Source organism: Rhizobium sp. 57MFTsu3.2, assembly GCF_012932765.1.
GTDB lineage: Bacteria > Pseudomonadota > Alphaproteobacteria > Rhizobiales > Rhizobiaceae > Rhizobium > Rhizobium altiplani.
Genome location: NZ_JDWI01000012.1, coordinates 12,459 through 37,903 on the forward strand (window position 1 = coordinate 12,459; position 25,445 = coordinate 37,903).

Below are 25,445 nucleotides of genomic sequence, written 5' to 3' on the forward strand. Positions count from 1 at the left end.
AGCAAAAGAAAAGCCGGGCGAAAACCCGGCTTTCTCGAATGCTATGTTTTTAAGACTTAAGCAGCCCAGGGGCGCGATGCCGCGTTCTTGGCTTCGAAGCTGTCGATTGCCTTGCCCTTCTCGAGTGTCAGGCCGATATCGTCGAGGCCGTTCAGCAGGCAGTGGCGCTTGAACTCGTCGAGATCGAACTTGATCGAACCGCCGTCCGGACCGGTGATCTCAAGGTTTTCCAGGTCGACCGTCAGGATCGCATTGGAGCCGCGCGAGGCGTCGTCCATCAGCTTGTCGAGGTTTTCCTGGCTGACCTTGATCGGCAGAATGCCGTTCTTGAAACAGTTGTTGTAGAAGATGTCGGCGAAGCTGGTCGAGATTACGCAACGGATGCCGAAGTCGAGAAGCGCCCATGGCGCATGCTCGCGCGAGGAGCCGCAACCGAAATTGTCACCGGCAACCAGGATCTTCGCATTCTGATAGGCCGGCTTGTTCAGCACGAAATCCGGGTTCGGAGAACCGTCTTCATTGTAACGGGCTTCGGCGAAAAGACCCTTGCCAAGACCGGTGCGCTTGATCGTCTTCAGGTAATCCTTCGGAATGATCATGTCGGTGTCGATGTTGACAACAGGCAGAGGGGCAGCAACGCCCGTCAGCTTTACGAATTTGTCCATGGCCTGGCTCCAATGTCAGCAGACGTAGTTTTGTTGATCAGCGTTTAGTCCAGATTTCGGCCAAAATGAAGGAAAATTTACACCGCGGAAAAGGCTGCGCGCGGATTCGACGCGCAGCCATCCATGGATATCGTGAGATCAACTTGCATTCGCTGGCGCATTCATTGCCCAGAGAACCCCGAACGGATCGCGAAGCTGGCCATACCGATCGCCCCAGAACATCAGCTGAACGGGCATGATCACCTCTACGCCAGCCTGAACCGCGCGCTCCCACCAGAAATCGATATCGTCGATAACAAGCTGGAGACTGAAGCCCTGGTGCTTTTCGAAGGGATGACCATGCTCGGGGTAGGCATCGCAGAGCATCAGCGAGCTTCCGTTGACGTAGAGGTGAACATGCATCGTCCGCCCGTTTTCGTCAGGAGGAACGACAAAAGCCTCCTCGGCGCCGAACGCACGCTTGTAGAATTCCGCCGCCTTCAAAGCACCGTCGACGGTGACATAAGGCAACAAGCCATTCTTGACCGGCGGCATTTTCGTTGCGCCGGTTTCCGTTGCGGTATCCATTCTGTCCTCCATTGTTTGATTTGGTTTGGGCAAAAGCCCTGGCCTTTCAAAGACGCGGGAAGATCAGCCGAGCCGACAGCGATGTCGAAATTTTTCTGGAAACGACCCGACGGTCAGAGGTCGATGATCGTGCCGCGCCCGTCATTCCAGATACGCATGCTCTCGCCGGAATGTGACTTCGTTCTGGCGGTGGCGCGAACGGGGGCCGGTTTCATCTTCAGCGAAAGCGCGCGGCCAACCATGAGCACCGTCAGGATACCGCCAACTGCGAGCGTCACAGAAAATGTGAGGAGCGCCAACGCAATGAAGGCTGTGATGCCTGCGAGCAGGAGGAAGACGGAACGAATGCTTTGCATGGTTTAGACCTTTCTTCGGAAAGGAATGTGGTCCTTCATTTCTTTCTCTGCAAGGTGAGCATGGCTTTTTGTTGTCTTGCCACCCATCACAAAGCTTGGCACAGATTTGTGATGACCCGCAACTCTCCGACTCGTTCCTTGAATCTCCGCCGTTCGGTGCTAAGCGTTCCGGCCATCAATGCACGCGCCTTGGAAAAGACCCATGCGCTCGATTGCGACGCCGTGATCTTCGATCTCGAGGACTCGGTGGCGCCGGAGCGAAAGGCGGAAGCCCGCGACAATCTGAAAGCCTTTTTTTCGGGCCCTCCTCTGGTGAACAAGGAGCGGATCATCCGCATCAATGCGCTGGCTTCCACATTCGGCAATGCCGACATGGAGCTGGTCTTGGCATTGGAACCGGATGCCGTGCTTCTGCCGAAAGTGGCCGAGCCTCAGGATGTGATGTCCATCAGCGACCGGCTTGCCGATGCCGATGCGCCGGAAAGCCTCCGCATCTGGGCGATGATCGAAACGCCCCGCGGCATTCTGAACGCGGCGGCGATCGCCGAAGCCGGACGCACGCCGGGCTCAAGACTCGATTGTTTCGTCGTTGGCCTCAACGACCTGCGCAAAGAGACCGGTGTCTTGCCGCAGCCCGGCCGCACCTATCTCGTGCCCTGGCTGATGCAGGTGGTACTTGCCGTGCGTGCCTATGGCCTCGACGCGATCGACAGTGTCTTCAATGATTTCAAGGACGCAGATGCCTTCGACGCCGAATGCGCGCATGCCCGGGCCATGGGCTTCGACGGCAAGATGCTGATCCATCCTGCTCAGATCGAAGCGTCAAACCGGCATTTCGGCCCGGACAATGCGGCAATTGCCGAGGCGGAGGCAATCATCGCCGCCTTTGCCGACCCGGCTGCCGAAGGTCTGAACGTCATCAATGTCAATGGACGGATGATCGAGCGGCTGCATCTTGTCCAGGCGGAAAGTCTGGTTCATAAAGCCCGCCTGATTACTGAGCGCCAAACGGCGAAGTGAAAGACGACTCTAGATGAAGCTTTATCGCCTTCTGACCGGCCAGGATGATGCCGCTTTCTGTCATCGCGTAACCGACGCCCTCAACAAGGGCTGGTCGCTGAACGGCTCGCCGTCGCTGACCTTCAACACCCAGACCGGCCAGGTGATGTGCGCTCAGGCGATCGTCAAGGAAGTCGAAGGCAAGGACTACCACCCGGACATGAAGCTATCCGAACAGTAAGCGAAGGCTTAGCGTTCGGCCGCCTCTTCGGCACTTGCCTCGATCCGTTCCATGTCGTCGTCGCTGAGACCGAAATGGTGGCCGATCTCGTGGATGAGGACGTGGGTGATGATATCGCCCAGCGTCTCGTCGTTCTCGGCCCAGTAGTCGAGGATCGGCCGCCTGTAGAGGCGGATACGGTTCGGCAGTTCGCCGGTTTCCATCGTGAAACGCTCCGAGATGCCCCGGCCTTCAAAGAGGCCGAGAAGGTCGAATGGCGTTTCCAGCGCCATGTCCTCGAACACGTCGTCGTCAGGGAAATCCTCGATCTCGATGGTCAGATTGGTGGTCAGCGAGCGGAATTCTTCCGGCAGGTGGCTATATGCCTCCATCGCCAACGACTCGAAGGTACTGATCGTCGGCGCGTGGCGATCCCGCCAATCCTCGCTCTGGTCTATGCGGGCCATTAATATTCCTTCCTTTGCCGCCCATATAGAACCTTTGCGCACGATTTTCGAGAGCGGAATCAAAGGCAGGAATAAATTCACATCAAATGCCTGTTGACTCTTTCGCCCGCCTCTGGAATCCATAAGAACATAACAGGAACATCTGAGACTTGGAGAACGTCATGGCACAGTCGGCCGTGACGCGCGAGCGGCTTTTTGCGCTCCGCGAAACCATTGCAAAGCTTGAAGGGAAGCCCGCGCCGGCCTTGGCGGCCGCGCAAAGCGAAGCCTTGGCCGACAAAGGCCTCGCCGCCAAGAACGACAGCGGCCCGCGTCTTCCTCTTGGAATACCCGCACTCGACGAGGCGATCGATGGCGGCTTGCCGCTCGACGGGATCACCGAGGCTCGCACCGACCTCTTGCGGGAGGCCGGTGCCGGCAGCGGCTTTGTGCTGGCGCTTGCCGCCATGCTGCAGCGTCAAGTCGAGGAGAGCCACAGTGCGCCGCTACCGATCCTGTGGATCGCGGACATGGTTTCCACGATGGAAGCAGGCGTCCCCTACGCCGTAGGGTTACGAGATTTCGGTCTGAAACCGGACCAGTTCTTCTATGCCAGTCCGCGCAAGCTTGAAGACGCTCTCTGGCTTGCGGAATCTGCAGTCGAAAGCGGCGTTTTTCCTGCGACGGTTCTGGAGATCCGCGGCAACCCAAAGCCCTTCGGCCTGACGGAGAGCCGTCGTTTGAGCTTGCGGGCGAAAGCATCGAAACGCCCGCTTTTCCTGTTGCGGCAGGCTGGAGAGGAAGAAGCCAGCAGCGCTTATTTCCGCTTCCTTGCAGCACCCGCGCCGGCACAGGCGCGCCCCTTGCCGGATGGCACGATGCTGGGCGGTAGCATCGGCAATCCGGTTTTTCATCTCACCCTGGAGAAGAGCCGCAACCCGGCTCCCCTCTCCTTTCTACTGGAGTGGAACCCCCATGACCGCCGTTTTTTCGCCGTCTCCCAATCAGCCAACCCTCGCCTTCCAGACGAACGCGCAACGCATTCTGGCACTCCACTTTCCGCACCTTCCAACCGACCGGATCGCAAGAAAGAAATGGGGGCTCTCCTGGCGTTCGCACGGACGTCCTGAAGCCGCACCGATCGTCTGTTCCAGCCGCCTCAACAATACGATGCGGCTGACGGCACTGGACGAGGCTGCCGAAACACTCAATCTCCGAAAGCATATGGGTGTCGCCGAAGCCCGCGCCATCTACCCCACGCTTGATGTGATCGAGGACGACCCAGCCGCCAACCGGCGCTTCCTGGAAGCGATCGCCGACTGGTGCGATCGCTATACCCCGCTTGTTGCTCTCGACGGCGTCGATGGCTTGTTCCTTGACACTACCGGGTGCGCCCATCTGTTTGGCGGTGAGACGCCCCTTCTCAAGGATATTCTCGCACGGCTCTTCCAGATGGGAATTGACGCCCGCGGCGCCATCTCTTCCTCGCCTGGATTGTCCTGGGCCATCAGCCGTTTTGGCCAAGGCGGCATCATCGAGCATGGGGAGGCAGAACAGGCGTTGGCTCCCCTGCCCGTCGCGGCCCTGCGTCTCGAGGACGAAACCATAGGGGGCCTGGACAAGATGGGCCTCAAATATGTCGGCGATTTGCTGACCGCGCCCCGCGCCCCCCTCGCCCGCCGCTTTGGGGGAGCTGTGCTCTTGAGGCTCGATCAGGCGCTTGGGACCGATGAAGAGCCGGTCTCTCCACGCCTGCCGGTCGCAAGCCTCTCGGTCGAACGTCGCCTGATTGAGCCGATCGGAGCCGAAGACGATATCCTCGCACTCACGGGTCAGGTTGCCGTCTCCCTGAAGCCCTCGCTGGAAGCCCGCGGTGTCGGCGGCCGTATCTTCGAGTTGGTCCTGTTCCGTGTCGACGGCAAGGTTTTTCGCATTTCTGCCGGGACCGCGCAGCCCTTGCGGGAGCCCAAGCGCATTGCCGCCCTCTTTGCCGAACGCCTGCAGGCAATTCACGACGATTTCGATGCGGGTTACGGATTCGAGATCCTTCGTCTCAACGTACTCCTGCACGAAGATTTCGTGACGTCACAGGGAGACTTCGAACACCGCCAGCGGAAGGACGCGTCTCTTGCTGCCTTCGTGGATCGGGTTTCAGCTCGCCTCGGAGAAGACTGCCTGCAAACCTTCCAATTGCGGGAGAGCCACATACCGGAAAGAGCCTACACTACAGTGCCGGCAATCGAACATCTGTCCGCCCCGAAAACCCGGGAGGGGCATCTGCCACCAGCCAGGAGCGAACGGCCCATCCGGCTATTGCGGAAAGCGGAGCCGATGGATGCCTTTGCCATCGAAATCCCTGATGGCGCACCAGCGAGCTTTCACTGGCGGCGCATGCAGCACCGTGTCTTGAAGAGCGAGGGCCCGGAGCGGCTGGCAATGGAATGGTGGCTCGATGGCGTAGATGGAAAGGATGCTGGGGATCGGGACTATTTCCGGATCGAAGACGATAAGGGGCGCCGCTTCTGGATCTATCGCCAGGGTCATTATGAGCGTGACACAACACAGAGTTGGTTCATGCACGGGGTCATTGCCTGATGTCCGCCTTCTTCGAAATCGGCGCCAAGACCAATTTCTCGTTTCTGGAGGGCGCCTCCAAGCCCGAGGAAATGGTCGTTCAGGCTGCCGTTATGAAGCTTGGAGGCCTTGGCATTGCCGACCGCAACTCAGTTGCAGGTGTCGTCCGGGCCCATGCCCAGGCAGAGGCGATCCGGAAGAAGTTCGAACGAATGAAAGCCGGGCTTCTGGAGGAGCGCGAGAAGAAGGACATCATTCCCGACCCGATCCGTTTCCAGCCGGGAGCCCGCCTCGTCTTTGCGGATGGAACGCCTGACATTCTTGCCTACCCCCGAGATCGCCAGGGCTGGGCGCATCTTTGCCGGTTGCTGAGCGCTGGAAACCTGAGAGCCGAGAAGGGTAAGTGCATTCTGTCGGAAGCAGATCTGATGGAATGGGGCGACGACATGATGCTTGCAATCATTCCGCACCCGTCCATTGCCGACGATAACAATCACGCCGCGTTCGAAGCCTGTCTGGAGCGCTTCAGAAAACGCTTCCGGAAAAACATCCACATGGCGCTCGCTCCCGCCTATGACGGCCGCGATAGGCGCATGTTTGCGACCATCTCCATGCTAGCTGACCGTAGCCGCATCCCGCTGATCGCCACCAACCAGCCACTCTACCACGATACGGCCCGCCGCCCCCTCGCCGATATCGTTACGTCGATCCGGGAGCATATTCCCATTCCCGAGGCTGGCTTTCTCCTGGCTCCGAATGCCGAACGCTATCTCAAGAGTGGCAACGAAATTCTGCGCCTCTTCAGAGACTATGCGCACGCCGTAACAAACACAGGGAAGTTCTTTGAAAGCCTTTCCTTTTCGCTCGACGAACTGGAGCACAACTATCCCTCCGAGAATGACGAGGGGGAAACACCCTATGAAACACTGGAACGCCTTACCAATTCAGGTGCAGCAAAGCGCTTCCCCAACGGCGTGCCTGAGAAAGTTCAGAATAACATCGAATACGAGTTGGATCTCGTTCGTCGTAAGCAATATGAACCATACTTCCTGACGGTCCACAGGATCATCCAGTACGCCAGGCATGAGAAAAAAATCCTCTGTCAGGGTCGCGGCTCCGCGGCAAATTCCGTCATTTGCTACTGCCTTGAGATAACCGAGGTGAATCCCGAGAAAAGCACCCTGCTTTTCGACCGCTTCCTGTCGATGGACCGCGACGAACCGCCGGATATCGATGTCGATTTCGAGCATGAGAGGCGCGAAGAGGTCATCCAGCATATCTATGAGAAATACGGCAAGGAGCATGCGGGTCTCACCGCAGGGGTGACCACTTATCGCACCCGGTCCGCCGGACGTGAGGTTTCCAAAGCCTTCGGTCTCTCAGAAGATGTCCAGTCCGCGATCGGCAGCTTGGTCTGGGGCTGGTCGGAAGAGAAGCTATCCGAACGGGAAGCAAAGGCGGCCGGGCTCGACATTTTCGATCCCATGACCAAAAACGTGCTGAAATATGCATCCGAGCTTCTCGGTTTTCCCCGCCATCTCACCCAGCATGTCGGGGGGTTCGTCATCACTAGGGACAGGCTGGATGAAGTCGTTCCGATCATGAAGACGGCAATGCCCGGACGCTACATGGTCGAATGGGACAAGGATGATCTCGACAATCTGAAGATCCTCAAGGTCGATATCCTGGCGCTCGGAATGTTGACCGCCCTGAAGCGGGCATTCGATCTGCTTCTCCTGCATTACGACGTGAAGAAGACCCTCGCCGATCTCGGCAACGATAAGCATGAGGATGAGGAGCCCGTCTATGCGATGATGTGCCGGGCCGACACGCTTGGCGTCTTTCAGATCGAGAGCCGAGCGCAGATGAGCATGCTGCCGCGCCTGAAACCCCAAAAATTCTACGACCTCGTCATCGAAGTCGCCATCGTCAGGCCAGGCCCCATTCAAGGAGACATGGTCCACCCCTACCTGAAACGCCGGGAGGAAAAAGCGCGCGGTATCCCAACGACATATCCAAGCGAGGAACTGAAGGGAGTTCTGGAGCGAACGCTCGGCGTGCCGCTCTTTCAGGAGCAAGCCATGCAGATCGCAATCACCGCTGCGGGATTCAAGCCGGCCGAAGCAGACCAACTGAGGCGGGCCATGGCGACCTTCAAACGAACAGGCACCATCGGCAATTTCGAAACGCGGTTCATCGAAGGCATGGTCGCGAAGGATTACCCCCGCGACTTTGCCCAGCAATGCTTCAACCAGATCAAGGGTTTTGGCGAATACGGCTTCCCGGAAAGCCACGCGGCCTCGTTCGCACTACTGGTATATGCCTCTTCCTGGGTGAAAGCCTACTATCCTGATGTCTTCTGTGCTGCGATGCTGAATTCGCAGCCAATGGGTTTTTATGCCCCCGCGCAGCTCGTCAGGGATGCAAGGGAGCATGGGGTTGATATCCGGCCCGTCGACATCAATGAATCGAACTGGGATTGCTTGCTTGAGGAGGCAGAATTTAACAAGCGTTCAGTCGATTTCCGGCATGCCAGCATGCGGGATGTCATCAAGACAAAGCGAGCCGTTCGGCTTGGCTTCCGGCAGATAAAGGGCCTTTCGGAAGCGAGTATGGAACAACTCGTCGCCAACAGAGGCAGGGGCTATTCTTCCATTCGCGATCTCTGGCTACGCTCAGGCCTGCAGAAAGCGGATATAGAGCGGCTTGCTGATGCGGATGCCTTTCGTTCCATAAAACTGTCGCGGCGGGAAGCGCTCTGGGCGGTGCGGGCGCTTGATGCGAAGAGCGCTGCCGAAAAGCTTCCTCTGTTCGACCAGGTGAGCCACATCGACTTGCAGGTCGAGCCTGAGACGCGGCTGCCGCAAATGCTGCCTGGCGAACAAGTCATCGAGGACTATCGCTACCTCTCGCTTTCCCTGAAAGGTCATCCGGTCTCGTTCCTCCGCGACGAATTCCGCAAAGCCGGGGTCGTGCGGAGTGTCGATCTTCTCACCGTCCCGAACGGCAGAAGGGTGACGATCGCCGGCCTGGTTTTAGTGCGTCAGCGCCCGGGCTCCGCCAAGGGCGTCATCTTTATGACACTGGAAGACGAAACGGGCGTTGCCAATGCCATTGTCTGGCAAAGGGTCTTCGAGAAATATCGCCCGATCGTCATGGGAGCACGACTCGTGAAGATTCATGGCAGGCTTGAGAGCCAGAGCGGCGTGATCCACACCGTCGTCGATCATATCGAGGATATGACCCCCGCGCTCGGCATCCTGCAGAAGGAAGCCCGTCGTTTTGGCGTTAGCGATCGTTCGGATCAAGCGCTCAATCCGACGATGGATCCGCGTCAAAGGAAACTCGCAAACTCAGTTGAGAACGCCGTGATGGAGAAGAGCCTCATCTCCGGCAGTTATGGAGCACGGGAAACAGCTCAGATCATGCCAAAGGGCCGCAATTTCCATTGAGAACGCGCATCAGAACGCCGGATTTGAGGCTTTGCAATGTAGCGGAGAGTACCTTCGACAGTCCCACAATGTGCGACGAATGGCCTATTCCGCGAGTCGATTTTTTCTTGACACCTATCATCTTCTTTTGCAGAAAAGGGGATAGTGAATGTCATGTTTGGAATGACGCCGTGCTTGTCTGCAGCTGCAACTACATAACCGATCACGAAATCCGGGAAGTCATCAAAGAACTTCTCGATGAGGATTGTTGGCAGCTTATCGTGCCTGCAAAGGTATACCACGCCATGGGGAAACGGGGCCGCTGCTGTGGCTGCTTCCCGAACGTGGTCGACATCATCATCCAGACGACCGAGGAATATCACGCCCGTCACCACTCGACGGAAGCCGAAATATTTGATTTCATGTCCCGCCTCAGAGAATTCCATGAAGAAAACAGGAGAGCGGACATTGAAAGGCGACAAAAAAGTCATCGAGCGGCTTAACGAGGCCCTCTTTCTCGAGCTCGGCGCCGTCAACCAATACTGGGTCCATTACCGACTTCTTGAAGACTGGGGCTACACCAAGCTCGCCAAGAAGGAACGGGCAGAATCCATCGAGGAGATGCATCATGCCGATCGTCTGGTCGCGCGCATCATCTTCCTCGAAGGTCATCCCAACCTTCAGACTCTTGCCCCGCTTCGGATCGGCCAGAACGTCAAGGAAGTTCTGGAAGCCGACCTCGCCGGCGAATACGATGCCCGCACGGCCTACAAGAAATCACGCGACATCTGTCATGAGGCCGGGGACTACGTCTCGATGAAGCTTTTCGAGGAGCTCCTGGCAGACGAGGAAGGTCACATCGACTTCCTCGAAACACAGCTGGAGCTGCTCGGCAAGATCGGCGAATCGAAGTACGGCCAGCTCAATGCCGACTCCGCCAACGAGGCCGAATAACGATTGACATGACCGGCAGCCCTGGCCGCCGGTCATTCACTCTGCGGCGCTTAGGCCAGCCAAGTGCCTGAACTCGTCGACCACCTGCTCATAGACCGCCCGCTTGAAGGGCACGATGAGACCGGGCAGGCTTTCCATCGACTTCCAATCCCATGCATCGAATTCCGCCGCATGGCCGCCGGGCGGCGGATTGATTGCGATCTCCTTCTCATCTCCATCGAAACGGAAGGCAAACCAGCGCTGCGTCTGACCCCGGAATTTCCCCTTTAGCCCAATGCCCACCAATTGGGGTGGCAAATCGTAGTTGATCCAGTTCCTGGCTTCCGCAAGCAGCGTCACCGTGCGAATGCCCGTTTCCTCGTAGAGTTCCCGATAGGCGGCATCCAGCGGATCCTCGCCCTTGTCGATGCCGCCCTGCGGCATCTGCCAAAGCTGCGGCGATCCATCATATTCGGAATTCTCTTCCGGAATCCGCCGCCCCGCCCATACGAGACCCTGGCGGTTGAGGATCATAACGCCGACGCAGGGGCGATACGGCAGGTCTTCGGCGTTGACGATCAGCTTGCTCATCAGCTCTCTCTATTTCAGGGTCTCTTCGGGTCGTTGGTCAGCGCAGCGACACCGACGATCTCAATGCCTCGCATCGCGGCCTCCTGCGTCCATTGCGCGATGGCATCAATACTCTCATCGAAGGCGGCGGCAACACCGATTGCCTGGCCATTGCGCTTTGCGACGCGTTCAAGCTCGTCCAGCTTCTGGATGATGGCGTTCACATCAAGCTGCTTGTCCAACTGCACATCAGCAAAGGCGTAGGGCGCCTCCGTTCCCTTTGCGACTGCCGCGGTTTTGGACTGGGCCGACGTTCCGTCGTCAAGAAACAGCAACCCGCGCTTTCCGATATCCCGCATTACCGGCTCCATGGCGTTGGGGTCGGAAAGGAAGCGCCCGCCCTGATAATTCATGATGCCCGTATAATTGGTGATCTCGCCCATCGCCCGGTGCAGGCTTTCAATATTCTTCGCAGCCGACGTCGACGTCAGCAACGTATCCGGCCCGGGATCGTTTGCCGGGTAATCAAAAGGCTCGAATGGAACCTGCAGCAGGATTTCGTGGCCGCCGCGGCGCGCTTCCTGCATCCAGCGCTGCAAGCTGTTGCCGCTGGCGGCAAAAGCGAAGGTGACCTCCTCCGGCAACTGCTGGATCGCCCGCTGCGTGCCTGTCTGGCTTAACCCTAATCCGCTCACAACGATCGCGATACGTGTTCCGTGTGCACCGGACCATGGTCGCGCGTACTGGTCCATCGGGCGACGTCCGTCCGGCCCGACGATCGGGAGCCGCCCCAACGGCGTATTTTCCAGAAGCGCATCGTTCGGCAACGCCGCCATCCGTGGGTCCTGCCCGACCTGCGAGGCATCAACTAGCACCGGGCCATTTCCGTCGCGTTGTCTCGGGGAGTATTTCGTGACGACAGATCCATCGCCCGTGACCATCTGCTCCACATTGGCACCCGATCGGGGATCGGATGGCACCATACCATTTGGAGCGGCAGGGGTCGAAGACCGCGACGGCACCTGATTCTGAATAGTATCGGATGGCGGCAAAGCCGCCTGGTCTTGAACTGGCGGCTTCTCGCGCTTCAGCCCATCTCCGCGGAATGCCGTATAAAGCGACGAAACCCCGATCAGAACGAGGCAAATCCCGGCGACGACACGGCCCGTCCGCAGAATACCCGGCCGCTGCCGCTTAACCTTACGGCCCTGTCCTAGTGGTGCGTGCAGATCGGTATTCAAGCTCGTTTCCGCTTCAGAATCAGGACAGCAAAAAGGCGTCAGGCCGGATACACCATCCGGCCTGACGCCTCAAATTGCAATTACTTGGCGCTAACGGCCTTGTCCGGATTGGGCGGGAAGGACGGGTCCGTCTTCTTGCCGCGAAGCAGGTCAAGCGCGTAGTTGAGCTGAACGTCGTCCTTCGGATCCGGCGGAATATAGGCAACCGAACCGGAGCCTTCGTCCGTCTCGCTCTGGCCCTTGATGTGCCCACGCAGGCTGGACTCGCCTTCGGTGGTCATCTTGCCCTTCAGATCGTCCGGCAGCGGCTCTTCGACCTTGATATCCGGCGTGATGCCGGTGCCTTGGATCGAGCGGCCCGACGGCGTGTAGTAGAGCGCCGTCGTCAGTCGCAGCGCGCCGTTTTCGCCAAGCGGGATGATCGTCTGAACCGAGCCCTTGCCGAACGAGCGCGTTCCGAGAACGGTAGCACGACGCAGGTCCTGCAACGCGCCGGCAACGATTTCCGAAGCAGATGCCGAACCGCCGTTGATCAGGACGATTACCGGCTTGCCGTCCGTGAGGTCACCCGGACCAGCGTTGAAGCGGCGGGTCTCATCGGGATTGCGGCCGCGGGTGGAAACCACTTCGCCACGCTGCAGCAGCGCATCCGACACCTGGATCGCCTGGTCGAGCAGACCACCCGGGTTCAGACGAAGGTCGAGGACGTAGCCCTTCAGCTTGTCAGCCGGAACCGTCTTCTTGATCTTCTCGATCGCCTTCTCGAGATCGGGGTAGGTCTTCTCCGTGAAGGAGATGACGCGCAGATAGCCGACATCATCCTCGACGCGCGACTTCACGGCCTGCACAGCCACAACGTCGCGAACGATCGTCAGCTCTATAGGCTTGTCGGCACCCTTGCGGATCAGCGTCAGCTTGATCGGCGTGCTGACCGGGCCACGCATCTTTTCGACCGCGTCTTCCAGCTTCAGGCCGCGAACGGACTGACCGTCGATCTCGGAAATGTAGTCGCCAGCAAGAACGCCAGCCTTTGCCGCCGGCGTGTCGTCGATCGGCGTGATGACTTTGACGAGCTCGTCTTCCATGGTGACCTCAATGCCGAGACCGCCGAATTCACCCTTCGTCTGGGTCTGCATGTCAGCCGCATCCTTGGCATTCATGTAGCTCGAATGCGGATCCAGCGAAGAAAGCATGCCGTTGATGGCATTTTCGATGAGTTTGTCCTCGGCCGGCGGCGTCACATACTGTGCGCGCACACGCTCAAAAACGTCACCAAAAACGGAAAGCTCCTTGTAGGTGGAGGCTCCGGCCGCTTCCGCAGGCACGCCTGCCGAATAGATGACGCTCATCGCGGTCGCACCCATCAATGCGCCGACCAGAACAAGAGAAGCCCTACGAATCATTGCGTGCCTTTCCAGTGTCTTTAGCGGTCCACCAAGGCCGGGAATCGACCGGTTTTCCATCTTTTCGAAATTCAATGTAAAGCGTCGGACGGTTGGTTTCCAGCGCCAATGCTGTCGCGCTCGCCACTCTTTTCGCGCCCATGGCTGCAAGTGGCTCGCCGGAGAAGACGAACTTCCCCTGGCGCGTGCTGATCGTCTCCATTCCGGAGAGGACAAGGTGGTAGCCGTTGCCGGCATCGAGGATGATCATCTGGCCGTAGCTGCGAAAAGCACCCGCGTAAACGACAAGCCCATCTGCGGGAGCGGTAACCACCGTTTCCGGATTGGTGGCAAGCGTCATTCCCATCGCCTCATGGCCGGTTCCGTCGGCATCGCCGAACTGGCGGAGGATATCGCCTGCCACAGGCAATTCCAGCTTCGCCTTCAATTCTCCGAAGGGATATGCGGGCGCAATGCGGTTTTTATCAGGCACGCCGCTCTCCGCGAGGGCCTTGGCCTGGGCACGCTGCTCGTCGGTTAAGAGCTTGCGGTTTTCCTCGGCCTGGCGGGCCGCGGCGGCGGCGTCGCGAACCGATGCGATCTCGGTTTCCATCGATGCCACCAGTCCCTCGAGACTTGTTGCCTTGCTGGCAAGAACCTCCGACCGCTTCTTCTCCGCATCCAGTTCCGCCACGCTGCTGCGGCTCAGCTTCTCGTTTTCAGCGAGAAGCAAATCCATCCGGCGCTCTTCCTCGATGCTATTGGTCATCGTCGTGGTGAGCGCCGTTTTCTCCGCAGCGCTTGCCGTTTGCAACGCAGACAGGTTGGCAAGATCGGCGACGAGCTTGTCAGTTTCCTTTCGGATACCGGGAACCACCGCGCCGAGCAGGATTGCGCTGCGAACCGAAGCGAGCGCGTCGTCAGGTGTCACGAGAAGGGCCGGCGGCGGATTGCGGCCCATCCGCTGCAGGGCACCCAGCACCTCGGCCAGCAGGCCACGCCGCTCATGCAATGACCGGCGGACCGCGTCTTCCTTGACGCCGAGATCGGCCAGTTTCTTCTCGCTCTCCAGGATCTGCTTCTCGAGCGACTTGCGCCGCGCCGCGGAATCGATCAGCGCCTGGCGAACGCTGCTGGTGCTCTTGTCCAGATCCGCGATGCTCTTCTGAAGCTCCGCAACCTTATCGGACGAGAGGCTGATGGTCTTCGATAGGGCTTCAAGCTCGGCGCGCGTCTCGTCTTGCTTCTTCGCAAGGTCGGCCGCCGGATCGGGCGGCGGCTGGGCAACCGTTGCGCTTGCCAGGGCAGGGGCCTCCGGCGGCGAGATCCGCGCAGCTTCCGGCGCATCCTGCGCGAAGGCGCCGGAAGCGAAGGGGCGGTTCGCAACTGCCGCCACAGACACGCTCAAGCCTGCAGCCAAGGCCGACAGAATGATGTATTTTGGCTTGAACGCGCGTGTCGGCATACGAGCTTGAAATCCCTTCAAATCGCGCGGAGATTAAGCTGATTTGACATTCTTTGCCAGATCGATTGAGGGACTGAGCACACCAGGACGGACACGCTCACGTGAGCAACGCAATCCATCAGACGCGATGATAGGGGTGGCCGGAAAGGATCGTGACGGCTCGATAAAGCTGCTCGGCGATGAGCGTGCGAACCAACTGATGCGGCCAAGTCATCTTGCCGAGACAGAGGGTTGCATCGGCAACGTCGTATAGCGACGGATCGAGGCCATCGGCACCGCCGATGGCAATCATCAGGTCGCGCTTGCCCTGGTCGCGATAGTTTCCAAGGAGATTGGCAAAGCCTTCACTGTCCAGCGCCTTGCCGCGCTCGTCCAACAGGATGAGAACACTCCCCTCGGACAACGACTTCTGCAGCATCGCCGCTTCATCGCGCTTGCGCGTATCGGCATTCGACGCACGACTTTCAGCCACTTCGGCCACGCGGGAGAATTCGAGGCCGACCGCAGGACCGGTCTTGGCAAAGCGATCGAAATAGCGGGCCGCAAGATCCTTCTCGGGGCCGGACTTCAGCCGCCCCACCGCAAAAAGACCAACACGCATCATCCGCTCCCGCAGTTCGGCAACCGGCGGCACACACCTGCCGCCAGCCGGATTCGTCCGGCCAATAAATGCCGTCTATCAGGCCGCGGACACAGCGTCCAGCAGCCTGTTAGTGCACCGTTTCCTCGTCCATATCGGGCGCGGCCCACATCTTTTCGATGTTGTAGAACTCGCGTATTTCTGGACGAAAGACATGGACGATGACATCGCCGGTGTCGATCAGGATCCAATCGCCGCCTTCCTGACCCTCGACGCGGGCGCTTCCAAGGCCCTCGTCTTTGAGATCAGACAGCAGGTGGTCCGAGATCGCCATGACATGCCTGCTCGAGCGCCCGGAGACGACGACCATGAAGTCTCCCAGTGCCGATTTTCCAGCAATGTCGATGGTGACGATATCTTCAGCCTTAGAGTCCTCAAGGCTAGTGAGGACGGCGTGCAGGGCGCGGGCGGCAGCATCGGCGCCACGTTCCGGGCTCTTCGGGACAACGGCAAGCGTTTTTCCCTTGGCGTGTACTGTTGTCAGTGCTTTCCCTTTCTCGGAATGACAAAACATGCACATCACTGATTTGGTGACCAAATCATAGTTAAGATAGGCACCAAACCATTAACGTTTCAAGACGCGCACAATCACAAAGCGTGAACGACCATTTGACGCGATAGATCATCTGTGGATGAAAGACCGAATGTGGCCCGGCTGTGTACAGTCCTTGCAACCACACGTAAAGTAAGATCGTTTTCGACTATAGAAGACTTGCCGATGAAAAGCCCCGCCGTTGATACGCTCACACCGATACTCCGCATCAGTTTTCCTCATGAAGACCGCCTCGGGCGCGGCAAGATGGAACTGCTCGAACATATCAGGGAAACGGGATCGATTTCCGCGGCAGGCAGGGCGATGGACATGTCCTATCGTCGCGCCTGGTTGCTTGTCAGCGATATGAACCGGATGTTTCGCGAGCCCGTCGTCGAGTCCCAGCGCGGCGGCCCAAAAGGTGGAGGTGCGGCGCTGACGCCGTTCGGCGATGAGCTCCTCGCCCGCTTTCGCAAGATGGAGCAGATGATGAAAACCACTCTTGCGGAAGAACTGGCATGGCTGGAGGCCAACCGATCGCCTGAAAGCAATCGCTGATCATGGCTCAAGCGCGACCGTCTTTATCACAGCAAAAACAGGCGACCCAATCCGCACGCCCAGCCGCTCTGCCGAAAAGCTTGTGATCCGGGAAAGAATGGTGTCCCCACCGCAATCGACGAGAACGTCAATGGTCGCGTCGTCTGCCTGCGTCATGTTCTGAACGGTACCTTCAAGCACGTTGAGCGCGCTCAGCGCTTCCGGCTTTCTCATCGCCAGCATCACGTCGCGAGATGGAATGCGGACGCGAACGGGCTTACCGAGGTTTAGCATCGCTCCCGGGACGTGAAGCCGAGCTGATTTCAGGGCAATTGTCGCAATGCGGTGCTGCACGTCGAGGCTCTCCACCGTCCCTTCAAGAAGAGCCCCCGCATCACGCCGCTCGAATGATGCAGGCGGATGGCTTAGCACATCCACGGCTGAGCCGACTGCCTCCACCTTTCCGTCGCGCATGACCACGACCTGATTGGCGAGGCGGGCGACTTCGGCGATCGAATGACTGACATAGACGATCGGAATGTCCATCTCGTCGCGCAGGCGCTCGAGATAGGGCATGACCTCGGCTTTCCGGGCGTCATCCAACGCCGCCAGCGGCTCGTCCATCAACAGCAGACGGGGAGCCGAAAGCAGGGCTCGCCCAATGGCAACGCGCTGCTTCTCGCCACCGGAGAGCTTTTCCGGCCTGCGCTCGAGCAGGCTTTCGATGCCCAGCAACGAAACAATATGATCCAATCCCTCTGCCGAACCGGTGGCTCTGGCAAACCACCGGCCATAGGACAGGTTGTGACGGACACTGAGGTGCGGGAACAGCCGCGCCTCCTGGAAGACATAACCGAACCTCCGTCGATGCTTGGCGACAAAGATCCGCCGCTCGGTATCTGTCAGGACTTCGCCATCGAGGACGACCTGGCCCGCGTCGGGCCGCGCCAACCCGGCAATGATACGGATCATAGAGGTCTTACCAGAGCCGGAACGGCCGAAAAGCGCGGTGATCCCGCGCCCCGAGGTAAACGCGGCATCGAGCGCGAATGCACCAAGCCGCTGTTTTGCTTTCACGACAAGCGTCATTCCGGATCAATCCTCCGGCCGACGATGCGCGACAGCAATTCCGAGGCAAGCAAGGCAGCCATTGAAATCACGATAGCGACGAGCGTCAACCGCAGGGCGCCGGCATCACCACCCGGGACCTGCGTGAAGGAGTAGATCGCCGCCGAAAGCGTCTGCGTTTCCCCCGGGATGTTGGAAACGAAGGTGATGGTCGCTCCGAACTCCCCCATGGCCTTCGCAAAGGAAAGGATCATTCCTGCTATGATGCCAGGCAGGGTAAGCGGCAATGTTATCGTCATGAAAACCCAGAATGGGCTGGCTCCCAAGGTGCCGGCTGCCTCTTCCAGCTTTCGATCGACCGCTTCGATCGACAGCCGGATGCTGCGCACCATCAACGGAAAGGCCATGACCCCGCAGGCGAGCGCGGCACCCGTCCAGCGAAACGAAAACACGATGCCGAAGTAGTGATCGAGAAAGCTGCCGATCGGTCCGCGCCGCCCGAAAAGGATCAGCAAAATGAAGCCCGTGACGACAGGCGGGAGGATCAGCGGCAAATGAACGACACCGTTGAGAACGGACTTACCCCAAAACCGCCCCCGCGCCAGCAGCAGCGCAACGCCGATGCCGAATGGCAGGCTGGCCAGCATCGCCACCACCGACACGCGCAGGCTGAGCAAGATTGCCGTCCATTCATCATCGCTCAGGCCGAGTGCGTCCAAGCCATTCTCTCCAAAAATAGAAGGCCCGTATCGACGGGCCTTCTCACGCTATGTCTTCGTGCGAGAATTCGCAATCATTTCAAGATGGTGAAGCCCTGCTCGGTAAAGAAATGAGCCACCTTTTCCGATTTCAGGAAGTCGAGGTATGCCGCGGCGTCTGGGTTCTTGCTCTCGGACAGAATAGCGACCGGATAAATGATCGGCGGGTGCGAATCCGCCGGGAAGGTGCCGACAACGGCAACGCCCCGGTCCGCGGAGGCGTCGGTCTGGTAGACAACGCCATAGGGCGCCTCGCCGCGCGATACCAACGCGAGCGCGGCGCGAACGCTTTCAGCTCCGGCAACCTTCGCCTCAACCGAGGGCCAGACGCCCAGCGCTTCAAGCGCAGCCTTGCCGTACTTGCCGGCCGGAACCGACTTCACCTCACCCATGGCGAGCTTGCCATCACCGAGCAGCGTGGCGAGCTCGAAGCCCTTTTTGATCTCGACCGGCTTGGCGTGGTCCCTGGTTGCGACAAGTACGATTCGGTTGCCCAAAAGATTGGACCGGCTGTCGGCCTTGATCAGATTCTTCTTCGCAAGATAGTCCATCCAGTCCAGGTCGGCGGAGATGAAGATGTCGGCGGGTGCGCCGCCTTCAATTTGCTTTGCAAGCGCTGAGCTCGCAGCATACGAGGCGACGGCCTCCTTGCCGGCTTCCTTCGCCCACGCGGCATTCGCTGCATCAAGGGCGTTCTTCAGGCTGGCCGCTGCAAAAACGCTGACCTTTTCCGCAGCGGCGGCTGGCGTTGCGGCAACGCCTAAGAAGACAGCCGAAATGGCTGTGACGGCAAACTTCATCCATTGGCGACGACTGTGCATGATCTCTCCCGAAGCTTTGGAAATATCTGTAGAAATATAACGTCGCTTGCGACTTGGCTAGCGCTATATTTTGGCAAGCATAACCGTCTGCGCGTCTCAGACTTCACACATACGTGATGCGCATGACTGCGGAGATCCCAGTTCCAAAAACGGCGAAAATTCCCCGCCATTTTAGGGGGGAAACCGACAGGAGTTTGAAATCTCGACGAAAATCGTCTCGAATGCCAAAGAATTGGGCAAAATAGAGGAGGGTTTTGGCTACGGCCATGCTTGTAGCGCATTGCTGCAATGCAATGGACCCGCTTCAAGAATCCGGGGACTATGGTACAACACAATCATCGAACGGCGATCTCCTCCTCCCAAAGCCGTTGGATAGGATCGACAACACTCCTCCTCCCAGTTGTCGATCGAGTTTACGAAGCCCGACGGATCTCCTCCCCCGTCGGGCTTTTCATTTGTACGTCTTCCCTGAAAAGTCGAACTATTTTACGGCGCTGTTGGTCGCGCGGATAGCGGTCGAGCTATGACCGGAGCGGGGACCGTGTATGAAGGTCCAGGCTGGTGCCTGGCGCTTCCAGAGCGCGCGGGAATCGTCTTCGTCAACGCGGGCAAAATCGAACGTCCTCGCCATCTTCGATGACAGGAACGACAGCGTGGAGCCCGGGCGGTCGATCACGGCAATCGGAAATGTGTTGACGATATCCTGCCAGCGTTGCCACTGATGGAAGGTCTTCAGGCTGTCGGCCCCCATGATCCAGATGAAATGGACATGTGGGTTGCGCGCCTTGACGCGCGCCAGCGTGTTTGCCGTGAAACTCGTCGCGAAATCGCGTTCGAACGCGGTGACCTTGATCGAAGGGTGTCGGGCTAGCCGCTCGCTCAGAGCGATGCGCTCGGCAAGCGGCAGCAGATGTCGCCGATCCTTCAGCGGGTTCCCGGGCGTGACCATCCACCATAGCTGGTCGAGGCCGAGCCGCTTGATCGCGATTTCGGCGACCAGCGCATGTCCGTCATGCGGCGGATTGAAGGAACCGCCGAAAAGACCGACCACCATGCCCCGCTCGCTATGTGGCATGCGAAGATGGCGCCGGTCGATTTCGTCGTTGATCACGTCAGGGCCGGGTCTGTCCGGTGCCGTGCACGCGGTATTTGAAGGAGGTGAGCTGCTCGACGCCGACAGGGCCGCGGGCATGCATCTTGCCGGTCGCAATGCCGATCTCGGCACCCATCCCGAACTCGCCGCCATCGGCAAACTGCGTCGATGCATTGTGCAGCAGGATCGCGGAATCAACCTCGGTGAAGAACCTCTGCACCACATCGGGATCGTCGGCAATCACCGCCTCGGTGTGGTTCGAGGAATAGGTCTGGATGTGCTCGATCGCACCCGAAATGCCATCGACGACAGCAACCGAAACGATGGCATCCAGATACTCGGTCGACCAGTCCTCCTCGGTGGCTGCCTTCGCGCCAGGCATTGCCTGGACGACCGCAGCCGAACCGCGGATTTCGCAACCGGCTCCAGCAAGGGCCTCCAGCAGCGGGCGAAGATGGCTCTTGGCCACGGCGCTGTCGACGAGAATCGTTTCCACCGCACCGCAGATACCGGTGCGCCGCATCTTGGCGTTGACGACGATCTCCTTGGCCATGCCGAGATCGGCCGATGCATCCACATAGATATGGCAAAGCCCCTCAAGGTGCGCGAAGACGGGCACCCTCGCCTCGTTCTGGACACGCGCAACAAGGCTCTTGCCGCCGCGCGGAACGATAACGTCGATCGCACCATCCAATCCGCGCAGCATCGCGCCGACGGCAGCTCGATCGGTTGTCGGCACGAGATGAATGGCATGCTCTGGAAGTCCCGCGGCCTTCAGGCCCTGCACGAGGCAGGCATGAATTGCGTGCGATGAGCGCCGGGAATCCGAGCCGCAACGCAGAATGACCGCATTGCCGGCTTTCAGGCAGAGCGCGCCGGCATCCGCCGTGACGTTCGGACGGCTCTCGAAGATCACACCGATGACACCGAGCGGCGTCCGAACGCGCTCGATCTTCAGTCCATTCGGGCGTTCCCAGGCGGCGATCACCTCGCCGACCGGATCCTTCAGCGCCGCGATCGCGCGGATACCCTCGGCCATCTCGGCAATGCGCTTGTCGGTCAGTGTCAGACGATCGACGAAGGATGCGAGCATGTCCGTGCCGGCGACATCTTTCAGATCCTTGGCATTCTCGGCGAGGATGTGATCCTTGTTGGCGAGGATCGCATCCGCCATGGCGTTCAGCGCCTTGTTTTTGGCTTCAGTGGACGCAAAGCCTAACGGTCGCGCCGCGGCCTTGGCCTTGCGGCCGATGTCATTCATCAGCGCGTCAATGTCAGGGCTCGGCGCAACTGTATCAAGCATAGCTTGTGTCCTTCTTCTGCCTTTCCGATTTTGAACTGATCTGCGACGTCATCACCATGTCATCGCGATGGATCATTGCCGCACGTCCCGCGTAGCCGAGGATTGCCTCGATCTCCGTCGACTTGCGGCCGGTAATCTGCCGCGCCTCTTCGGCATCGTAGCCAGCAAGTCCGCGCGCGATCTCCCGGCCATGCGGGCCGACGATCGCCACCGTATCGCCGCGGCTGAAAAGCCCGACAACCTTGCGAACCCCGGCAGGAAGCAGGCTCTTGCCGGCGCCGAGCGCAACAACGGCACCCTCGTCGACGTGGAGTTCGCCCGCCGGCTGCAACTGACCAGCAATCCAAGTCTTTCGCGCCGTGACGGGCGTCCCTGAAGGAGCAAACCAAGAGGAGCGCGCCCCATTCTCGATCGCCGAGAGCGGGCTGTCCGCCTTGCCTGAGGCGATGATCATTGCGCAGCCGGCCGTCGTCGCAATCTTGCCGGCGTCGATCTTGGTGCGCATGCCGCCACGCGACAGCTCGGACGCAGCGCCACCCGCCATCGCTTCGATTTCAGGCGTGATCTCGGCGATCGTGGCAAGAAATTCCGCCTGCGGATCGAGGTGCGGCGGCGCCGTATAGAGACCGTCAATATCGGACAGCAGAATCAGCAGATCAGCACCGGTCATGGTCGCGACCCGCGCAGCCAGGCGATCATTGTCGCCGTAGCGAATTTCGCTGGTAGCAACGGTATCATTCTCGTTGATAATCGGCACGGCGCCGATCTTCAGGAGCTGATTGATGGTGGCACGCGCGTTGAGATAGCGACGGCGCTCTTCCGTATCGCCGAGCGTCAAAAGGATCTGACCAGCAACGATCTCGTCGCGGGACAGACTTTCCGACCAGGCACGCGCCAGAGCGATCTGGCCGACGGCTGCCGATGCCTGACTTTCTTCGAGCTTCAGGGCTCCCGAAGGAAGATCGAGGACCGATCGGCCGAGAGCAATCGCGCCGGACGAAACAACAAGGACGTCGACGCCCTTGGCCTTCATGGCCGCAATATCGCGGCACATTGCGTCGAGCCACGCCTTCTTCAGACCGGTCTTGCGATCGACGAGGAGAGCCGAGCCGATTTTAATGACGATGCGGCGATAGCGCTCAAGCGACCTACGCGTCGTCATGGGCCTCGCCTTCATCATCCAACACCGTATCGCGATGGCGGAGCTTCGGTGCCTTGGCGAGCTTTTCCGCCCCGCCGGCATTCGCCTCGACAATGACATCCCGCAAGGCTCGCAGCACTTCCGTCATGCCCTTGCCCGTCGCCGCGGAAATCTGGAACGGCGTCTTGCCGCAGGCCTTGGCCAGTTCCCTCGTCTTCTTCTTCAAGGTGGCGTCATCGAGAACGTCGATCTGCGACAGGGCGACGATCTCGACCTTTTCGCCAAGATCACTGCCATAGGCCTCGAGTTCGCGCCGGACGGTCGTGTAGGCCTTGCCGACCTTTTCCTCTTGCGAGGAAACGAGATGCAACAGAACGCGCGTACGCTCGACGTGGCCGAGGAAGCGGTCACCGATCCCGACGCCTTCATGCGCACCTTCGATCAGCCCCGGAATGTCGGCAAGGACGAATTCCTGACCGTCAACGGTCGCGACACCCAGGTTCGGGTGCAACGTCGTAAAGGGATAATTTGCAATCTTCGGCCGGGCACGGGTGACGGCTGCAAGGAACGTGGACTTGCCGGCATTCGGCAATCCAACAAGGCCAGCGTCTGCAATCAGCTTCAAGTGCAGCCAGATTGTCTTTTCCTCACCGGGAAGACCGGGATTGGCCCAGTCCGGCGCCTGGTTGACCGAGGATTTGAAGTGCGCATTTCCGAAGCCACCATTGCCGCCGGTAGCGAGCCGGTAGCGTTGGCCTTCCTCGGTGAGGTCGCAAATGAGCGTTTCCTTGTCTTCCTCGAAAATCTGCGTGCCGACGGGCACCTTAAGCGTCACGTGCTCACCATTGGCGCCGGTACGGTCCCTGCCCATCCCGTGCGTACCGATCTTGGCCTTGAAGTGCTGCTGGTAGCGGAAGTCGATCAGTGTATTGAGACCGTTGACCGCCTCGACCCAGACATCACCGCCGCGTCCGCCGTCACCGCCATCGGGGCCACCAAACTCGATGAACTTCTCGCGTCGGAACGAGACGCTGCCCGCGCCGCCGTCTCCGGACTTGATGTAGACTTTTGCTTCGTCGAGAAATTTCATCTTACTTCCATTGTGGCCGTTCATCGCTCCTCTTGCCGCTTTCGATATAGGCGGTTCAATCGGAGGTCAAAGGATTATCGTGAGGTTTGCGAGCTATAGCATACAGTACGGCTGCGGTCTTGATGGTATCTACGACCTCGACCGTTCGGCAACATCATCGCATCCAGCAACCTGAAATCCGCGAAGATCGACATAGCTCCGACCATTTCCGCATCTGGGTCGTTATTCGGTAGTTGGGGTTGAGGCGCCCCGACGATCGGGACGCCTCGCGTTCGTCTCAAGCAATCCTGGCCTGTTGCAGGGCACCCGGCTTCAGCATCGTCTCGACATGCGTGACCATGGTGTTGCGGGCGAAGCTGTAGATTTCGCTGCAACCGGTCATGCGGAAGCCGAGCCTTTCCTGCAGCTTCAACGAAGCCGGGTTGTCCGCGAAGACCCCGGAATGAACCGTCGTCTCCGGCATACGGCGCGAAAAGCGCTCCAGCACCGCCGTTACCGCCTCGCTCATATAGCCGCGCCGCCAGTAGAAGCGGTTCAGCCAGTAACCGAGGTGCCAAAGGCCATGGCGAAGCTCGATGGCGGCGACGCCGATATGAGCGTCGTCGCCAGTCGTGATGGCAAACTGCCAGTCGGCCATGCCACCCGCCGTCACCGGAACCAGCCAGTCGAGTGCGTCCTGCCTGTCATAAGGCGCAGGAACGCGCGCGAGCATGCGGGTAACGGCGAAGTCGGACAGCGTGTCCGCGATCGCATCGGCATCGCTCAGCCTGTGCGGGCGGAGCACCAGCCGGTCGGTGGTGATGACCGGCAATGGGCCGGGCGTCATCGACTGGCTCCTGGGTCTCTGAAGGCTGATCGCGTTCATAGGACGCTCCCCCAGCTTCTCAGCGACATCCAGGTCTTGCGGTCGAGCCTGTACCATTCGACGGGCACATTGCTGCCGAGAGCCAGCGATGCCGCCAACCCCGATCCCTGGAACTGGAAACCGCACTTCTGGATGACCCGCCGCGAAGCGACGTTCATCACCCGGCAACGAGCATCGATCTGATCGACATCCTGCCGCGTGCGAAAGACCATATCGACCAAAGCATGGCATGCCTCGGTCATAAAGCCTTGATTCCAGTACGGTTCTCCAAGCCAGTACCCGATCTCGACGGTCCGCCCGTCAAGATGCGGTTCGACCCCGCAGCACCCTACAAAGGCGCCGTTCTCGGCTTTGGTGATCGCATAGACGCACTTGCCAATCTCGCCGTTTTTCGTGCGTCGCACGAAGTCGGCGGCATCATTGGCCGTATACGGGTGCGGCATGCGCGACACCATGGTGGCGACTTTGGCGTTGTTGGCGAGATGGGCAAGGGCGTCGATGTCTTCTTCGTGCGGTGCGCGCATGACGAGCCGCTCCGAGAGTAAGACAGGGCAATCGGTCCTTAACCGCTCCGGCCTCAGCCGTTCCTTGGGAGACCGCTGGTCTTCCCTGAAAGACCGCGATTGGCCTTCCCTCAATAGTTCGCCTTGCATGTTCAGTCCTCCTTCGTTGGACAAGAAAAAAGGGGAGATGGCGCCCCATCTCCCCTGTTTTCTGGACTGAACCTGATACGCTCAGCCGGGTCGAT

27 protein-coding genes are annotated in these 25,445 nt (G+C 59.4%); 8 read left to right on the top strand and 19 right to left on the bottom strand.

Annotated elements, in window-relative coordinates; all coding sequences use genetic code 11:
• Positions 1 to 56 precede the first annotated feature (56 nt).
• From leuD to AF71_RS14650, 3 genes are all read right to left on the bottom strand, one after another.
• On the bottom strand, positions 57 to 665 hold the full coding sequence (gene leuD / locus AF71_RS14640; protein ID WP_018855928.1) for a 3-isopropylmalate dehydratase small subunit: 609 nt from the start codon (positions 663 to 665) through the stop codon (positions 57 to 59).
• A 138-nt stretch (positions 666 to 803) separates the two neighbouring features.
• Entirely contained in the window at positions 804 to 1,232 is a 429-nt protein-coding gene (locus AF71_RS14645; RefSeq protein ID WP_018855929.1) for a glyoxalase/bleomycin resistance/extradiol dioxygenase family protein, read from the bottom strand.
• A gap of 113 nt (positions 1,233 to 1,345) precedes the next feature.
• Positions 1,346 to 1,588, bottom strand: a complete 243-nt coding sequence (locus tag AF71_RS14650) for a hypothetical protein (RefSeq protein WP_018855930.1) — start codon at positions 1,586 to 1,588, stop codon at positions 1,346 to 1,348.
• A 111-nt stretch (positions 1,589 to 1,699) separates the two neighbouring features.
• On the opposite strand from AF71_RS14650, the gene AF71_RS14655 reads away from it, so the two are divergent.
• Entirely contained in the window at positions 1,700 to 2,608 is a 909-nt protein-coding gene (locus AF71_RS14655) for a CoA ester lyase (protein WP_026371613.1), read from the top strand.
• A 13-nt stretch (positions 2,609 to 2,621) separates the two neighbouring features.
• The gene (locus AF71_RS14660; protein WP_018855932.1) at positions 2,622 to 2,828 is read left to right on the top strand and encodes a DUF1737 domain-containing protein; all 207 of its coding nucleotides are present in this window, start codon (positions 2,622 to 2,624) and stop codon (positions 2,826 to 2,828) included.
• A gap of 8 nt (positions 2,829 to 2,836) precedes the next feature.
• Here the strand turns inward: AF71_RS14660 and AF71_RS14665 are convergent, their stop codons facing one another.
• Complete coding sequence (locus AF71_RS14665; RefSeq protein ID WP_018855933.1) at positions 2,837 to 3,274, bottom strand: metallopeptidase family protein; 438 nt, start codon at positions 3,272 to 3,274, stop codon at positions 2,837 to 2,839.
• A gap of 161 nt (positions 3,275 to 3,435) precedes the next feature.
• On the opposite strand from AF71_RS14665, the gene AF71_RS31680 reads away from it, so the two are divergent.
• The 5 genes from AF71_RS31680 to bfr all read left to right on the top strand — a co-directional run bounded on the left by AF71_RS31680 (position 3,436) and on the right by bfr (position 10,212).
• Positions 3,436 to 4,383, top strand: a complete 948-nt coding sequence (locus tag AF71_RS31680; RefSeq protein ID WP_018855934.1) for a hypothetical protein — start codon at positions 3,436 to 3,438, stop codon at positions 4,381 to 4,383.
• 10 nt (positions 4,384 to 4,393) lie between these two features.
• A complete protein-coding gene (locus AF71_RS14670; RefSeq protein WP_348644135.1) occupies positions 4,394 to 5,848 on the top strand; it encodes a DNA polymerase Y family protein in 1,455 nt (484 codons plus the stop codon).
• Complete coding sequence (locus tag AF71_RS14675; protein ID WP_169681849.1) at positions 5,848 to 9,279, top strand: error-prone DNA polymerase; 3,432 nt, start codon at positions 5,848 to 5,850, stop codon at positions 9,277 to 9,279. The genes AF71_RS14670 and AF71_RS14675 overlap by 1 nt, the downstream gene beginning before the upstream one ends.
• Before the next feature lie 68 nt (positions 9,280 to 9,347).
• Positions 9,348 to 9,761 carry a (2Fe-2S)-binding protein gene (locus AF71_RS14680; protein ID WP_018855937.1) on the top strand — a complete coding sequence of 138 codons (414 nt, stop codon included), beginning with the start codon at positions 9,348 to 9,350 and terminating at the stop codon, positions 9,759 to 9,761.
• A complete protein-coding gene (gene bfr / locus AF71_RS14685) occupies positions 9,727 to 10,212 on the top strand; it encodes a bacterioferritin (protein WP_007528518.1) in 486 nt (161 codons plus the stop codon). Before AF71_RS14680 ends, bfr begins: the two co-directional genes overlap by 35 nt.
• Before the next feature lie 36 nt (positions 10,213 to 10,248).
• On the opposite strand, the gene AF71_RS14690 is transcribed toward bfr, so the two are convergent.
• From AF71_RS14690 to rsfS, 6 genes are all read right to left on the bottom strand, one after another.
• The gene (locus AF71_RS14690) at positions 10,249 to 10,782 is read right to left on the bottom strand and encodes an RNA pyrophosphohydrolase (RefSeq protein ID WP_018855938.1); all 534 of its coding nucleotides are present in this window, start codon (positions 10,780 to 10,782) and stop codon (positions 10,249 to 10,251) included.
• Positions 10,783 to 10,796: 14 nt separating this feature from the next.
• Positions 10,797 to 12,002: a divergent polysaccharide deacetylase family protein gene (locus AF71_RS14695; protein ID WP_018855939.1), complete on the bottom strand. Its 1,206-nt coding sequence runs from the start codon at positions 12,000 to 12,002 to the stop codon at positions 10,797 to 10,799.
• 80 nt (positions 12,003 to 12,082) lie between these two features.
• A complete protein-coding gene (locus tag AF71_RS14700) occupies positions 12,083 to 13,405 on the bottom strand; it encodes a S41 family peptidase (protein WP_169681850.1) in 1,323 nt (440 codons plus the stop codon).
• Positions 13,395 to 14,819: a murein hydrolase activator EnvC gene (locus AF71_RS14705; protein WP_348644136.1), complete on the bottom strand. Its 1,425-nt coding sequence runs from the start codon at positions 14,817 to 14,819 to the stop codon at positions 13,395 to 13,397. The genes AF71_RS14700 and AF71_RS14705 overlap by 11 nt, the downstream gene beginning before the upstream one ends.
• A gap of 148 nt (positions 14,820 to 14,967) precedes the next feature.
• Positions 14,968 to 15,450 carry a 23S rRNA (pseudouridine(1915)-N(3))-methyltransferase RlmH gene (gene rlmH / locus AF71_RS14710; RefSeq protein ID WP_026371615.1) on the bottom strand — a complete coding sequence of 161 codons (483 nt, stop codon included), beginning with the start codon at positions 15,448 to 15,450 and terminating at the stop codon, positions 14,968 to 14,970.
• 109 nt (positions 15,451 to 15,559) lie between these two features.
• A complete protein-coding gene (gene rsfS, locus AF71_RS14715; protein WP_018855943.1) occupies positions 15,560 to 16,003 on the bottom strand; it encodes a ribosome silencing factor in 444 nt (147 codons plus the stop codon).
• 204 nt (positions 16,004 to 16,207) lie between these two features.
• Between rsfS and AF71_RS14720 the strand changes: the two genes are divergently transcribed.
• On the top strand, positions 16,208 to 16,579 hold the full coding sequence (locus AF71_RS14720) for a winged helix-turn-helix domain-containing protein (RefSeq protein ID WP_018855944.1): 372 nt from the start codon (positions 16,208 to 16,210) through the stop codon (positions 16,577 to 16,579).
• Here AF71_RS14720 and modC read toward each other — a convergent pair whose 3' ends face one another.
• From modC to AF71_RS14765, 9 genes are all read right to left on the bottom strand, one after another.
• Positions 16,580 to 17,647: a molybdenum ABC transporter ATP-binding protein gene (gene modC / locus AF71_RS14725; RefSeq protein ID WP_018855945.1), complete on the bottom strand. Its 1,068-nt coding sequence runs from the start codon at positions 17,645 to 17,647 to the stop codon at positions 16,580 to 16,582. It abuts the gene before it with no gap.
• Entirely contained in the window at positions 17,644 to 18,345 is a 702-nt protein-coding gene (gene modB, locus AF71_RS14730; protein WP_018855946.1) for a molybdate ABC transporter permease subunit, read from the bottom strand. Before modB ends, modC begins: the two co-directional genes overlap by 4 nt.
• Before the next feature lie 74 nt (positions 18,346 to 18,419).
• Positions 18,420 to 19,205 carry a molybdate ABC transporter substrate-binding protein gene (gene modA / locus AF71_RS14735; RefSeq protein ID WP_169681854.1) on the bottom strand — a complete coding sequence of 262 codons (786 nt, stop codon included), beginning with the start codon at positions 19,203 to 19,205 and terminating at the stop codon, positions 18,420 to 18,422.
• Positions 19,206 to 19,686: 481 nt separating this feature from the next.
• Complete coding sequence (locus tag AF71_RS14740; RefSeq protein WP_245267919.1) at positions 19,687 to 20,280, bottom strand: nicotinate-nucleotide adenylyltransferase; 594 nt, start codon at positions 20,278 to 20,280, stop codon at positions 19,687 to 19,689.
• A gap of 37 nt (positions 20,281 to 20,317) precedes the next feature.
• Positions 20,318 to 21,601 (bottom strand): glutamate-5-semialdehyde dehydrogenase, encoded by a 1,284-nt coding sequence (locus tag AF71_RS14745; protein WP_018855949.1) that lies wholly within the window; start codon positions 21,599 to 21,601, stop codon positions 20,318 to 20,320.
• Complete coding sequence (proB, locus tag AF71_RS14750) at positions 21,594 to 22,763, bottom strand: glutamate 5-kinase (RefSeq protein ID WP_169681856.1); 1,170 nt, start codon at positions 22,761 to 22,763, stop codon at positions 21,594 to 21,596. The genes AF71_RS14745 and proB overlap by 8 nt, the downstream gene beginning before the upstream one ends.
• A complete protein-coding gene (gene obgE / locus AF71_RS14755; RefSeq protein ID WP_169681858.1) occupies positions 22,750 to 23,832 on the bottom strand; it encodes a GTPase ObgE in 1,083 nt (360 codons plus the stop codon). The genes proB and obgE overlap by 14 nt, the downstream gene beginning before the upstream one ends.
• 277 nt (positions 23,833 to 24,109) lie before the next feature.
• The gene (locus AF71_RS14760) at positions 24,110 to 24,697 is read right to left on the bottom strand and encodes a GNAT family N-acetyltransferase (protein WP_026371617.1); all 588 of its coding nucleotides are present in this window, start codon (positions 24,695 to 24,697) and stop codon (positions 24,110 to 24,112) included.
• The gene (locus AF71_RS14765; protein ID WP_026371618.1) at positions 24,694 to 25,350 is read right to left on the bottom strand and encodes a GNAT family protein; all 657 of its coding nucleotides are present in this window, start codon (positions 25,348 to 25,350) and stop codon (positions 24,694 to 24,696) included. The genes AF71_RS14760 and AF71_RS14765 overlap by 4 nt, the downstream gene beginning before the upstream one ends.
• Between the last annotated feature and the right edge of the window lie 95 nt (positions 25,351 to 25,445).

Bases quoted from the DNA above. Each gene is read 5' to 3' on its own strand.
- leuD (WP_018855928.1), bottom strand. From the start codon at position 665: ATGGACAAATTCGTAAAGCTGACGGGCGTTGCTGCCCCTCTGCCTGTT.
- AF71_RS14645 (WP_018855929.1), bottom strand. From the start codon at position 1,232: ATGGATACCGCAACGGAAACCGGCGCAACGAAAATGCCGCCGGTCAAG.
- AF71_RS14650 (WP_018855930.1), bottom strand. From the start codon at position 1,588: ATGCAAAGCATTCGTTCCGTCTTCCTCCTGCTCGCAGGCATCACAGCC.
- AF71_RS14655 (WP_026371613.1), top strand. From the start codon at position 1,700: ATGACCCGCAACTCTCCGACTCGTTCCTTGAATCTCCGCCGTTCGGTG.
- AF71_RS14660 (WP_018855932.1), top strand. From the start codon at position 2,622: ATGAAGCTTTATCGCCTTCTGACCGGCCAGGATGATGCCGCTTTCTGT.
- AF71_RS14665 (WP_018855933.1), bottom strand. From the start codon at position 3,274: ATGGCCCGCATAGACCAGAGCGAGGATTGGCGGGATCGCCACGCGCCG.
- AF71_RS31680 (WP_018855934.1), top strand. From the start codon at position 3,436: ATGGCACAGTCGGCCGTGACGCGCGAGCGGCTTTTTGCGCTCCGCGAA.
- AF71_RS14675 (WP_169681849.1), top strand. From the start codon at position 5,848: ATGTCCGCCTTCTTCGAAATCGGCGCCAAGACCAATTTCTCGTTTCTG.
- AF71_RS14680 (WP_018855937.1), top strand. From the start codon at position 9,348: ATGTGCGACGAATGGCCTATTCCGCGAGTCGATTTTTTCTTGACACCT.
- AF71_RS14690 (WP_018855938.1), bottom strand. From the start codon at position 10,782: ATGAGCAAGCTGATCGTCAACGCCGAAGACCTGCCGTATCGCCCCTGC.
- AF71_RS14700 (WP_169681850.1), bottom strand. From the start codon at position 13,405: ATGATTCGTAGGGCTTCTCTTGTTCTGGTCGGCGCATTGATGGGTGCG.
- rlmH (WP_026371615.1), bottom strand. From the start codon at position 15,450: ATGCGTGTTGGTCTTTTTGCGGTGGGGCGGCTGAAGTCCGGCCCCGAG.
- rsfS (WP_018855943.1), bottom strand. From the start codon at position 16,003: ATGTTTTGTCATTCCGAGAAAGGGAAAGCACTGACAACAGTACACGCC.
- AF71_RS14720 (WP_018855944.1), top strand. From the start codon at position 16,208: ATGAAAAGCCCCGCCGTTGATACGCTCACACCGATACTCCGCATCAGT.
- modC (WP_018855945.1), bottom strand. From the start codon at position 17,647: ATGACGCTTGTCGTGAAAGCAAAACAGCGGCTTGGTGCATTCGCGCTC.
- modA (WP_169681854.1), bottom strand. From the start codon at position 19,205: ATGCACAGTCGTCGCCAATGGATGAAGTTTGCCGTCACAGCCATTTCG.
- AF71_RS14740 (WP_245267919.1), bottom strand. From the start codon at position 20,280: ATGCCACATAGCGAGCGGGGCATGGTGGTCGGTCTTTTCGGCGGTTCC.
- AF71_RS14745 (WP_018855949.1), bottom strand. From the start codon at position 21,601: ATGCTTGATACAGTTGCGCCGAGCCCTGACATTGACGCGCTGATGAAT.
- proB (WP_169681856.1), bottom strand. From the start codon at position 22,763: ATGACGACGCGTAGGTCGCTTGAGCGCTATCGCCGCATCGTCATTAAA.
- obgE (WP_169681858.1), bottom strand. From the start codon at position 23,832: ATGAAATTTCTCGACGAAGCAAAAGTCTACATCAAGTCCGGAGACGGC.
- AF71_RS14760 (WP_026371617.1), bottom strand. From the start codon at position 24,697: ATGAACGCGATCAGCCTTCAGAGACCCAGGAGCCAGTCGATGACGCCC.
- AF71_RS14765 (WP_026371618.1), bottom strand. From the start codon at position 25,350: ATGCAAGGCGAACTATTGAGGGAAGGCCAATCGCGGTCTTTCAGGGAA.